This is a genomic window from Amycolatopsis sp. FBCC-B4732 (assembly GCF_023008405.1).
Taxonomy (GTDB): Bacteria; Actinomycetota; Actinomycetes; order Mycobacteriales; family Pseudonocardiaceae; genus Amycolatopsis; species Amycolatopsis pretoriensis_A.
The window spans coordinates 3648408-3659469 of sequence record NZ_CP095376.1 but is presented as its reverse complement, the minus strand read 5'-3'; the positions used below and the strand labels follow the sequence as shown (position 1 = coordinate 3659469).

Sequence of the window (11062 nt, the reverse complement as noted above, 5' to 3'; positions counted from 1 at the left end):
CCATTCGGCCGTGACTGTGGTCGGACCAGTAACGATCAGCACAGTACCGACCCGCGGGCCGGGAGCTTTCGCGTCGATGCCCACCACGGCGAGATCCTGCAAGGGGTGTTCGCCACCGGGGGCCGGCTGCGCCGCGGCCTGGTCACCCTGCCGTGCCCGCTCTACAGCACCCGAGCCACCTTCCTGCCGACCGAAGACCCCGGCACCACCGTGCGGCCGGCGTGGCGCAGCAAGGCCCGCCGCGCCGCCGACCTGACGCTGGCGCGGCTCGGGCACCCGGTGCCGGGCGGGCTGCTCGACATCACCAGCGACATCCCGCTGTGCCGCGGCTTCGGCTCCTCGACCGCGGACGTCACGTCGGCGATCGGCGCGGTCCTCGCCGCGACCGGCCGCCGGCTCCCGCCCGCCGAGGTGGGCGCGCTGGCCGTCGAAGCCGAAACCGCGTCCGACTCGCTCATGTACGGCGGGCGGGCGGTGGTCTTCGCCCACCGCGAAGGCGAGCCGATCGAGGACCTCGGCGAGCTGATGCCGTTGTCCGTCCTGGGTTTCGGGACCAGCCCGGGCGGGCGCGGCGTCGACACCCTGGAGCTGACGCCCGCGCGCTACACGTCGTGGGAGATCGAGGCGTTCCGCCCGCTTCGCGGCCTGCTGCGCCGGGCCGTCCGCGACGGCGACGCGGGCCTGCTCGGTCGGGTCGCCACGGCCAGCACGCTGCTCAACCAGCGGCACCTGCCCATCCCCGGCCTGGACGGGATCCTCGCCGTCGCCCGCGCCTCGGGAGCGGCCGGCGTGCAGGTCGCCCACAGCGGTGACGTCGCCGGCCTGCTCTTCGACGCGACCGACCCCGAAACCCCGGCCCGGCTGGAGTTCGCCGCCACCCGGCTCGACGTGACCGAGACCTGGCAGTTCGAAACCGAGAGGTGAGTCCGATGACCCTTGCCGCCCCTGTCAGCCACACCGTCAGCCGGTCCATTGTGGAGGCGACCGAGCTGCCCCGGATCATCCGCGTCCGGCCCAACTTCCACGTCGCCGCCTTCGGCCTGATGAAGCTGCTGCCCGCCCGGTTCATGCTCGACCGCGCGGAGGAGCGCGGCGAAGTCGGCCCCGGCACGACCGTGCTCGAGACGTCGTCGGGCACCTTCGGCCTCGGCCTCGCCATGGTCTGCCGGCTGCGCGGCTACCCGCTCACGATCGTCGGTGACCCGGCGATCGACGCCCCGCTCAAGCGCCGGCTCGAGCACCTCGGCGCGCGCGTCGAGATCTGCCCGAAGCCCAGTCCCGTCGGCGGCTACCAGCGCGCGCGGCTGGACCGGCTCGAGGAACTGCGCGCGGAGTACCCGAACCACTGGGTTCCGGGTCAGTACAGCAATCCCGACAACCCGCGGTCGTACGCGCTGGTGGCCGAGCAGCTCGCCGAGACGATCGGCGTGCCGGACTGCCTTGTCGGCGCGGTCGGCTCCGGCGGTTCGACGTCGGGCACGAGTTCGTTCCTGCGGATGCTCGTCCCGGAGCTGACGCTGATCGGCGTCGACACCCAGCGCAGCGCCATCTTCGGCCAGCCGGACGGCCCGCGCGTGCTGCGCGGGCTCGGCAACAGCCTGGTACCGCCCAACGTCGAGCACTCGAGCTACGACCAGGTGCACTGGATCGGCGCGGCCGAGGCGTTCGCCGCGACGCGCGAGCTGTACGCGCGCCACTGCCTGTTCATGGGCCCGACCAGCGGCGCGTCGTTCAAGGTCGCGGACTGGTTCTCCCGCCGCAACCCCGACGCCACGGTCGTCGCGCTCCTGCCGGACGAGGGCTATCGCTACCAGGACACCGTCTACTCCGACGAGTGGCTGCGCGCGCAGGGGCTGGCGCATCCGGGGGCGGCCGAGCCGTACGAAGTGGTCGCGCCGACCGAGCCCGGTGGCTCGTGGACGTGGCTGAACTGGGGCCGGCGCCCGCTCGGTGACGTGTCGTGACGCGGACGCTTTTGCTCGTCGAGAGCAACACGACCGGTACCGGGCGGCTGTTCGCGCGGCAGGCCAGGGAGCTGGGCTTCGAGCCGGTGCTGGCCGCTGCCGACCCCGCGCGCTACCCGTACGCGGCCGAAGACGGCGTCCGCGTCGTCCGGTGCGACACCGCGGACGCGTGCGCGGTGCTGGCGGCGGACATCGGCGAGCCCGCGGGGGTGACCAGCAGTTCGGAATACTTCATCCCGGTCGCGGCGCGGATCGCGGCGAAGCTCGGCCTGCCGGGGCCGGATCCGCTGGCCGTGACGGAGTGCCGCAACAAGGCGCACCAGCGGGCGGTGCTCGGGGCACCGTGCACGGTGGCGACGTCGGTGGACGCGGCCGTCGCGGCGGCGGTCGAGTTCCCCGTGGTGCTCAAGCCCGCCGAGGGCTCGGGCAGCGTCGGCGTGCTGCGCTGCGAGACGCCGGAGGCGGTCGCTTCCCAGGCGGCGGCGCTGCTTTCGGTGACGCACAACGAACGCGGGCTGCCGGTCCCGGCGCAGGTGCTCGTGGAGCCGTACGCGAGCGGGCCGGAGTACTCGGTGGAGCTGTTCGGCGACGTCGTGGTGGCGGTGGTCCGCAAGCACCTGGGCCCGGCGCCGTTCTTCGTCGAGGTGGGCCACGACGTCCCGGCCACGGTGCCCCCGGCGGACGAGCTGGCGCTGATCGACACGTCCCGGGCGGCGGTGGCCGCGCTGGGCCTCGGTTTCGGCGCGGCGCACGTCGAGATCCGCCTGACGCCCGACGGGCCGCGGCTGATGGAGGTCAACCCGCGCCCGGCGGGCGGGATGATCCCGGAGCTGGTCCGCGCGGCGACCGGCGTCGACCTGGTGGCGGCGCAGGTGTCCGCGGTGCTCGGACTGCCGCCGGACCTGCGGGCGTCCCGGCGCGCGTGCGCGTCACTGCGGTTCCTCACGGCGAGCTCGACCTCGGTGCTCGAGGCGGGGGACGCGGTGGCGAAGGCGTCGGCGGTGCCGGGCGTCGCCGAAGCCCGGCTGTACCGCGCGGACGGCACCGTGGTCCGCCCGGCGCGCGACTACCGCGACCGCGTGGGGCACGTCCTCGCTGTTTCCGACCGCCCCCGTGGTGCCCGCGCGGCCGCCGCGGGCGCGCTCGACCGCCTGCGTGCCGCCCTGATCCCGGAAGGCCCCCACCGATGACCCTGCGGTTCCTCATCACCACCGTGGCCCAGACCGCCGCCGCCCGCCCGCCGGATGTCATGAACGACTCTTTCATGTCGTCCGACGCGATGAACGAGTCGTTCATGACATCCGGGCGAGCCACCGAAACCCACCCGGACACCCCGGAAGGAGCACCTCGATGACCATCGCCCCAGGCGGGACCGGCAGGCTCACCAGCCCCATCGCCGCCGCGGCCAGGGAGATCCTCTTCGACCGCGACACCGCACCCGCACCCGACCCGGTCGCGGCCGAACTCGGGCTGATCAGCCAGGTCGACCGCGCCCACGTCGTGATGCTCGCCGAACGCGGCATCGTCGAACCCGGGCCCGCGGCGGCGCTGCTGGCCGGCATCGAAGACCTGCGGGCCCGGCGGTTCGCGCCGCTGCACGACGTCCCCGCGCCGCGCGGCCGGTACCTCGCCTACGAATCCCACCTGATCGACACCCTCGGCGCCGAAGTCGGCGGCATCCTCCACAGTGGACGCTCGCGCAACGACCTCAACGCCACCGTCGTCCGGCTCCGGCTGCGCGAGCCGCACGAACGGCTGCTCGCCGAGTCCGACGCGCTCGGCCGCGCGCTGCTGGAGCGGGCCCGGCGCTGGGCCGGGGTCACGATGCCCGCCTACACCCACCACCAGCCCGCGGTCCCGATCACCTACGGCCACTACCTGGCCGGGGTGGCGTGCGCGCTGGTCCGCGACGTCGAAGGCGTCTGGCAGGCCGGGGCCGAGCTCGACCAGAACCCGCTCGGCGCGGGCGCGGTCGGCGGCACGTCGCTGCCGGTCGACCAGCACCGCACCACCGCACTGCTCGGGTTCGCCGCGCCGCTGGCGAACTCGCTGCACGCGGTCGCGTCCCGGGACCTCGTGCTGCGCCAGCTGTCCGCGGCCACCGTGCTCGGCGTGCTGCTCTGCCGCGTCTCGCACGACCTGCAGGCGTGGACCAGCGCCGAGGCCGGGCTGCTGCGGCTGGCCGACGACGTCGTCGGGTCGAGCTCGATGATGCCGCAGAAGCGGAACCCGTTCCTGCTGGAGCACGTCCAGGGCCGGGCGCTGGCGCCGCTCGGCGCGTTCACCGCGTCGGCGGGGGCCATGGCGACCGCGCGCTTCACCAACGCGATCGCGGTCGGCACCGAAGCCGTGGCCCCGGCGTGGACGGCGCTGGAAGCGGCGACCGACGCCGTCGTCCTGCTCCGGCTGGTCGTCGAGGGCGCCGAACCGGTGCCGGAACGGATGTACGAACGCGCGGTCGGCGGCCAGACCGCGGCCACCCACCTCGCCGAACGGCTCGTCGACGCCGGCGTCCCGTTCCGGCAGGCCCACCACGACGTCGGCGCGATCGCCAAGGAGGCCCTCGCCGGGAACCTCCCGCTGCACGAAGTCGCCCGCGTCCGGCTCGCCGGGCAGCCGCCGCACGTCCTGGCCGCGCTCGACCCGGCCGAAGTCGCGCAGCACGCGGCGTACGGCGGCGGCCCGGCCCGGGAGTCCGTGCTCGCCGCCGTGACCGAAGCCGAAACCGCGTTCACCCGCATCCGCGCCGCCGCCGAAGAACGCCGCTGGCGGTGGAGCCAGGCCGAAATCGGCCTCGACGACGCCGTCCGAACCCTCATCCGCTGACCCGCAAGGAGCCTGTTGTGACCACTTTCGCCGACGACCTCGCGACGCTGCGCCCGGAACCCGCGTCCACCCCGGGCGCGCACGTCGAACTCCGCAGCGACACCTTCACCCTGCCGACGCCCGCGATGCTGGAAGCCGCCGCCCGCGCCCCGCTCGGCGACGACGTCTACGGCGAGGACCCGACCGTGGACCGGCTGGAGCAGCTGTCCGCCGAGCTGCTCGGCAAGCAGGCCGGCTGCCTGATGCCGAGCGGCACGATGGCCAACCTGACCGCGTTGCTGGCGCACTGCCCGCGCGGCGGCAAGGCGATCGTCGGGCACGAGTCCGACGTCTACGTCTACGAAGCGGGCGGCGCGTCGCTGTGCGGCGGCATCGTCTACGACCCGCTGCCGAACCTGCCCGACGGCACGATCGACCCGGCGGCCATCGCCGAGGCGTGCGCGGTCGACCGCAGTGACCCGCAGATCGCGCCGCCGGCGGTGCTCAGCCTGGAGACCCCGCAGAACCGCTGCGGCGGGCTGCCGCTGCAGCTGGACTACCTGAGCGAGGTGTCCCGGCTGATCCGCTCCCACGGCGTCGCCCTGCACCTCGACGGCGCCCGCATCTTCAACGCGGCGGTGGCGCTGGGCGTCAGCGCGGCGGAGGTCGCCAAGCACGCGGACACCGTGCAGATCTGCCTGTCGAAGGGCCTGTGCGCCCCGATCGGCTCGGTGCTGGTCGGCGACCGCGTGACGATCGCGGCGGCCCGCCGCATGCGCAAGATGCTCGGCGGCGGCATGCGCCAGGCGGGCATGATCGCGGCCTGCGGCATCGTGGCCCTGACGGAGATGACCGAGCGCCTGGCCGACGACCACGCCCGCGCGGCCCGCCTGGCCCGCGGCCTGTCCCGCATCCCGGGCGTCCGCCTCGACCCGGGCCCGCCGCTGACGAACATGGTGTTCTTCAAGGTCCGCGACGACCGCTACACGACCCGGACGCTGATCGAGGCGGCCCGCCGCCGCGGGATCCGGGTGGAGGAGCTGGGCCATGACCGCATCCGCGCGGTGACGCACGCGGGCGTGGACGACGACGCGGTCGACCGCGCGGTCTCCGTCTTCGGCGACCTCCTGGGCCACGACGCGATGGTGCGGTGACCCGGGACGTCAGGGCCCGGATGTCGTGAACGACCCGTTCACGACATCCGGGCGGCCGGGGTCGCTCAGCCCGGCGCGAGGACGCGGCGCCAGAGTTCGGCGCAGGTCTCGGCCGCCGCGTCGAGGTCCCCCGGCGGCCTCGACGCGTGGTAGAAGACGCGTTCGGTCATCCAGCACAGCGCCCGGGCCACCGCGGCGGCGCCGGTCGGCTCGTCCCCGCCGGGCAGGCCAGCCCGGCGCAGCACGCCGGTCATCACCTCGGCGTAGGCGGCGACGGTCTCGTTCCACAGCCGGGCGATTTCGGGCACGGTGGGGGAGAGGTCGACGGCCGCGCGCATCACCGGGCCGTGGTCCCGCCACATCTGCCCGGTGAGCCGGACGGCCGTCCGCGCGGTTTCCGCCGGCGCCGCATCGGCACCCACCGAAGCCGCGTCCTGGCCGAGGACGGCGACCGTGCGGGCGACCAGCGCGGTGAGCACGTCCTGTTTGGACCCGAAGTAGAAGTAGAGCGACGCGCGCGAGATGCCCGCACCTTTGGCGATGGTCTCCACGGTCATCGGCTCGACGTGCTCGCGTTCGAGCAGCGCTTCGGCGGTGTCGAGGATCGCCTGTTCCCGCAGGTCGCCCTTGCGTGGTGCGGCGCGGCGCTTGCGCGGGGTGGCCATGGCCGAATCCTAGTTCCCGTCGATCCGGTGCCCCTCGGGGAAGTCGGTGGAGCGCGACAGCCCGGCCCACTTCCCGATTTCGGCGTCGACGGCCGCCCGGCCCGCGGCGACGAGCTCCAGCGCGTCCGAGCCGAGCACCAGGTGCGCCGGCGGTTCGGGGGAGCCGACGACCGCGAGGACGGCCTCGGCCGCCTTGCCCGGGTCGCCGAGCTGGTTCCCGCTGGCGGCCTGGCGGGCCGCGCGGATCGGCTCGAACAGGCCGTTGTAGTCCCGGATGGACCGTTCGGTGCGGACCATCGAGCGGCCGGCCCAGTCGGTGCGGAACGAGCCGGGTTCGATGAGCGTGACGTGGACGCCGAAGACGGCGACCTCCTTGCCGACCGTCTCCAGGATGCCCTCCACGGCGTACTTGCTGCCGCAGTAGAAGGCCAGCCCGGGCACGGTCATCAGCCCGCCCATCGAGCTGACGGCGAAGATGTGCCCGGCGCGCCGCTGCCGCATGAACGGCAGCACCGCCTGCACGGTCGCGGCGACGCCGAAGACGTTGGTGGCGAACTGCGCGCGCAGCTCGGCGAGGGGGGACTCCTCGAACACGCCTTCGTGGCCGTACCCGGCGTTGGCGATGAGCACGTCGATCGCGCCGACCGAGGCTTCGACGTCCCGCACGAGCGAGAACACGGCTTCGTCGTCGGTGACGTCGAGCAGCCGCGCGTGGGCGCGCCCGGGGGCGAGGGCTTCGAAGGCACCGAGGTCGGCTTCTCGCCGGACGGTACCCACGACGCTGTGCCCGGCCTCGAGCGCGCCGCGGGCGAAGGCGCGGCCGAGGCCGCTGCTGACACCGGTGATGAGAAAGGTCTTGCCGTCCACGAGGTGCTCCTGTCCTGAGGTTCACCCCTGACTCTACATGGTGTCGATTTTAATCGACACCATGTCGGTTTCAGCCGAGCGAGGCGTCCATCGTCTGCGACGGCACCGCGTCCAGCGCCGCCAGCGTCTCCGCGTCGAGCACCACCGATCCCGCCGCGATGTTCGCCTCCAGGTGCGCCACGCTCGCCGTCCCCGGGATCAGGTGGACGTTCGGGGCGTGGTGCAGCAGCCACGCCAGCCCGATCTGCGCCGGCGTCACGCCCAGCGCGGACGCCGCGGCCTGGACCACCGGCTCGTCCGTCACCTTCGGCAGACCCGGGAACGCGCCGCCGAGGGGGAAGAACGGCACCCACGCGATGTCCTCCGCCACGCACAGCCGGAGCATCTCCTCGTCGTCGCGGGCGACGAGGCTGTAGGCGTTCTGCACGCAGGCGATGCCCGCCGGCAGGGCGCGCCGGAAGGTGTCGAGGCCGACGCTGCTGAGGCCGATCGCCCCGATCTTGCCTTCGTCGCGCAGTTCCGTCAGGACCGCGAGCTGGTCGTCGACGTCGACCAGCTGGTCTCCCTCGGCCAGCAGGCCCGGGCGCAGCTCCGCGCGGCGCAGGTTGACCAGGGCGACCCGCTCGGTGCCGAGCGTCCGGAGGTTGTCCTCGACGCTCTTGCGGAGTTCTTCGGGCCGCTGCGCCAGGCGGAGCGGGATCGGGCCGCCCGGGTCGGGGTCGGCGCCGACCTTGGTGGCGATCAGGACGTCGTCGTCGGCGGCTTCGCGGATGACGTCGTTGACGAAGCCGTTGCCGTAGAACTCGGCGGTGTCGATGTGTCCGACGCCCAGGTCCAGGGCCCGGCGCAGCAGCGCGACGGCCGCGGGCCGGTCCTCGTGGAGGCGTTCGAGCTGCATCGCGCCGAACCCGACGCGGGAGACGGTGTGGCCGGCGAGCTGGCTGGAGGGCATGGCTGTCCCGCTTTCGTGCGATGATGGTGAAGCGGAGGAACCTCCGCTAAACCGACCGTAGCACAATCGGAGGGACCTCCGTTTTGCCTTCGTCCGAAACCGGGCGCCCGGTGCGCGCCGACGCGCGCCGCAACCGCGAAAAGCTCGTCGAAGTCGCGCGCGACGCCTTCGCCGCCGACGGTGCCGTCGCGCTCGAGACCATCGCCCGTGAGGCCGGCGTCGGGATCGGGACGCTCTACCGGCACTTCCCGACCCGCGAGGCGCTCGTCGAAGCCGTCTACGCGGCCGAGCTCGACGCCGTCTGCGCCAGCGCCCCGGCCCTGCTCGAGCAGCACCCGCCCGCGGTGGCCCTCCGGGCCTGGATGGACCGCTACGCCGCGTTCTTCGCCACCAAACGCGGGATGGCCGACACGCTCCGCGTCAGCCTCGGGGCCGGGCGCATCGTGACGGCGGAGACACGCGGGCGCATCGTCGCGGCGATCGGCGCGATCCTCGAAGCCGGCGCGAAGGCGGGCACGCTGCGCGCCGACGCCGACCCCGAGGACGTCACCTTCATGTTGCTGGGCGTGTGCCTCTCGGCCGGCCCCGAGCCGGCGCGGACCGGGCGCCTGCTGGACCTCGTGGCGGCCGCCGTCCGGCCCTGATCACTCCGGGCGGATCGGCAGCACCACGTCGTCGCGGAGGAACAGCGGGATCCGGTCCGCCGGAGCCGGTGCCTCGACGGAAGTCCCGCCGTCGTAACGCTTCCCGGTCACCGCGTCCGTCCACACGGCACCGTCCGGGAGGTACACCGCACGAGCGGTGGCCCCGGGCTCGAGCACCGGCGCGACCAGCAGGTCCGGGCCCAGCAGGAAGGCGTCCTCGACCGTCCAGCTCTCCGGGTCGCCGGGGAAGTCGACGAACAGCGGCCGCATCGGCGGGATGCCCTGCTCGTGCGCCACCCGCATCTGCGCCATCAGGTAAGGCCGCAACCGTTCCCGCAGCCGCAGGGACGCCGTGATGGCCTCGTACGCCGAATCGCCGTACGACCAGACCTCGTTGGGCCCGCCGGTCATCGCCGGGCCGAACGGCGGGCGCGGGTCGCGGAAGCCGTGCAGGCGGAACAGCGGGCAGCACACGCCGTAGGAGAACCAGCGGACCATCAGCTCGCGGTACTCCGGCGACGCCGGGTCGCCGCCGTGGAAACCGCCGATGTCCGTGGTCCACCACGGGATCCCGGCCAGCGCCACGTTCAGCCCCGCCCGGACCTGCGCGCGCAGCGACTCCCACGTCGCCGCGACGTCGCCCGACCAGAGCGCGGCCCCGTACCGCTGGCTGCCCGCCCACGCCGAGCGCGACAGCAGCACCACCTCGTCGTCGCCCTCGGCGCGGATGCCGTCGTGGAACGCCTGCGCGTTCGCCTGCGGGTAGAGGTTGAAGACCTCCGAGCCCGGCCCGGCGTGGAAGCCGAGGTTGTGCGGGTGGCCGGGCTGGATCTCGGGCTCGTCGCCGTCCAGCCACCACGCGCGCACACCGAGGTCGTAGTAGTTCTCCTTGACCTTCGCCCAGACGAACCGCCGCGCCGCGGGGTTCGTCGCGTCGTAGAACGCGACCGGCATCTCGACGTCGAAGCCCTTGTCCTTCCAGGGCGCGTGCGCCGGGACCCCGCTCTCCGCGGCGACCAGCAGGCCCTGCTCGTGCAGCTCCCGGTAGTTTTCCGAGAGCGGGCTGACCGACGGCCACACCGACACCATCAGCTTGACGCCGAGGTCGGCCAGCTCCCGGATCATCCCGGCCGGGTCCGGCCACCCGTCCGGGTCGAACCGCCAGTCGCCGAGGTGCGTCCAGTGGAAGAAGTCCGCCACGATCACCGACAGCGGCAGCCCGCGCGCGTGGTACTCGCGCGCCACGGCCAGGAGCTCGTCCTGGGTGCGGTAGCGCAGTTTCGACTGCCAGAACCCGGCCGCCCACTCGGGCAGCATGGGCGCGTGCCCGGTCGCGTCGGCGTAGTGGCTCAGGACCTGCCGCGGGCCGTCGCCGGTGGTGATCCAGTAGTCGAGCTGGCGGGCGTCGTCGGCGACCCAGCGGGTGCCGTTGGCGGCCAGCTCGACCCGCCCGACGGCCGGGCTGTTCCACAGGAACCCGTAGCCGCGGCTGGAGAGCAGGAACGGCACCGACACCTCGGCGTTGCGCTGCACCAGGTCGAGCACGAGGCCCTTCTGGTCGAGCCGCCCGTGCGTGTGCTGCCCGAGCCCGTAGACCCGCTCGTCGTCGTAGGCGGCGAACCGCTGCTCGAGCCGGCCGTAGCCGTTGCGGGACGGCATGAACAGCCGCGCGCCGGGCCACCAGAAGTGCGCCCGCTGCTCGGAAAGCAGCTCCTCGCCGGTGTCGGTGCGGACGAACCGCAGCTGCGCGTCGATGCCGGTGTCGGTGTCGGCGAGCTCCACGATCGCGGTGAGCGCGCCGTTGACGACCCGGCCGGTGCGCCCGTCGGCGGTGGCGGTCGCGGAGGACGGCTTCGCGGGCAGCAGCGCGCCCGGCACGTCGTCGAGGATCCGGTGGCGCCCGGCGCGCACGCGCAGGCTGCCGTCGCCCCACGGCTCGACGCGCAGCACCTCGTGCCGCACGCGGACCTCCAGCGAGCGGCCGTCTTCGGTCGTGGCGATCAAGCGCTCT

General features: G+C 73.8%; 11 protein-coding genes. 7 read left to right on the top strand and 4 right to left on the bottom strand.

Going from position 1 to position 11062, the window contains the following annotated elements; translation table 11 throughout:
• The first annotated feature begins 105 nt into the window (after nucleotides 1-105).
• Genes MUY14_RS15695 through MUY14_RS15670 form a run of 6 tightly spaced genes read left to right on the top strand, consistent with a single transcriptional unit; the run spans nucleotide 106 to nucleotide 5923 of the window.
• Entirely contained in the window at nucleotides 106-924 is an 819-nt protein-coding gene (locus MUY14_RS15695) for a kinase (RefSeq protein WP_247023745.1), read from the top strand.
• Between the two features lie 5 nt (nucleotides 925-929).
• Nucleotides 930-1964, top strand: a complete 1035-nt coding sequence (locus MUY14_RS15690) for a pyridoxal-phosphate dependent enzyme (protein ID WP_247023744.1) — start codon at nucleotides 930-932, stop codon at nucleotides 1962-1964.
• The gene (locus MUY14_RS15685; protein WP_247023743.1) at nucleotides 1961-3154 is read left to right on the top strand and encodes an ATP-grasp domain-containing protein; all 1194 of its coding nucleotides are present in this window, start codon (nucleotides 1961-1963) and stop codon (nucleotides 3152-3154) included. Before MUY14_RS15690 ends, MUY14_RS15685 begins: the two co-directional genes overlap by 4 nt.
• Entirely contained in the window at nucleotides 3151-3318 is a 168-nt protein-coding gene (locus MUY14_RS15680; protein ID WP_247023742.1) for a hypothetical protein, read from the top strand. Before MUY14_RS15685 ends, MUY14_RS15680 begins: the two co-directional genes overlap by 4 nt.
• Complete coding sequence (locus MUY14_RS15675; protein WP_247023741.1) at nucleotides 3315-4790, top strand: argininosuccinate lyase; 1476 nt, start codon at nucleotides 3315-3317, stop codon at nucleotides 4788-4790. Before MUY14_RS15680 ends, MUY14_RS15675 begins: the two co-directional genes overlap by 4 nt.
• A 17-nt stretch (nucleotides 4791-4807) precedes the next feature.
• Nucleotides 4808-5923: a GntG family PLP-dependent aldolase gene (locus MUY14_RS15670; RefSeq protein ID WP_247023740.1), complete on the top strand. Its 1116-nt coding sequence runs from the start codon at nucleotides 4808-4810 to the stop codon at nucleotides 5921-5923.
• 65 nt (nucleotides 5924-5988) lie between these two features.
• Here MUY14_RS15670 and MUY14_RS15665 read toward each other — a convergent pair whose 3' ends face one another.
• From MUY14_RS15665 to MUY14_RS15655, 3 genes are all read right to left on the bottom strand, one after another.
• On the bottom strand, nucleotides 5989-6588 hold the full coding sequence (locus MUY14_RS15665) for a TetR/AcrR family transcriptional regulator (RefSeq protein ID WP_247023739.1): 600 nt from the start codon (nucleotides 6586-6588) through the stop codon (nucleotides 5989-5991).
• Between the two features lie 9 nt (nucleotides 6589-6597).
• A complete protein-coding gene (locus tag MUY14_RS15660) occupies nucleotides 6598-7455 on the bottom strand; it encodes an oxidoreductase (protein ID WP_247023738.1) in 858 nt (285 codons plus the stop codon).
• Nucleotides 7456-7525: 70 nt separating this feature from the next.
• Nucleotides 7526-8407, bottom strand: a complete 882-nt coding sequence (locus MUY14_RS15655; protein ID WP_247023737.1) for an aldo/keto reductase — start codon at nucleotides 8405-8407, stop codon at nucleotides 7526-7528.
• Nucleotides 8408-8490: 83 nt separating this feature from the next.
• On the opposite strand from MUY14_RS15655, the gene MUY14_RS15650 reads away from it, so the two are divergent.
• Nucleotides 8491-9051 carry a TetR/AcrR family transcriptional regulator gene (locus MUY14_RS15650; protein ID WP_247023736.1) on the top strand — a complete coding sequence of 187 codons (561 nt, stop codon included), beginning with the start codon at nucleotides 8491-8493 and terminating at the stop codon, nucleotides 9049-9051.
• On the opposite strand, the gene MUY14_RS15645 is transcribed toward MUY14_RS15650, so the two are convergent.
• A complete protein-coding gene (locus tag MUY14_RS15645) occupies nucleotides 9052-11055 on the bottom strand; it encodes a TIM-barrel domain-containing protein (RefSeq protein ID WP_247023735.1) in 2004 nt (667 codons plus the stop codon).
• Nucleotides 11056-11062 lie beyond the last annotated feature (7 nt).

Excerpts from the sequence above, each read along its gene's own strand:
- MUY14_RS15675 (WP_247023741.1), top strand. The coding sequence starts at position 3,315 with ATGACCATCGCCCCAGGCGGGACCGGCAGGCTCACCAGCCCCATCGCC.
- MUY14_RS15690 (WP_247023744.1), top strand. The coding sequence starts at position 930 with ATGACCCTTGCCGCCCCTGTCAGCCACACCGTCAGCCGGTCCATTGTG.
- MUY14_RS15655 (WP_247023737.1), bottom strand. The coding sequence starts at position 8,407 with ATGCCCTCCAGCCAGCTCGCCGGCCACACCGTCTCCCGCGTCGGGTTC.
- MUY14_RS15665 (WP_247023739.1), bottom strand. The coding sequence starts at position 6,588 with ATGGCCACCCCGCGCAAGCGCCGCGCCGCACCACGCAAGGGCGACCTG.
- MUY14_RS15680 (WP_247023742.1), top strand. The coding sequence starts at position 3,151 with ATGACCCTGCGGTTCCTCATCACCACCGTGGCCCAGACCGCCGCCGCC.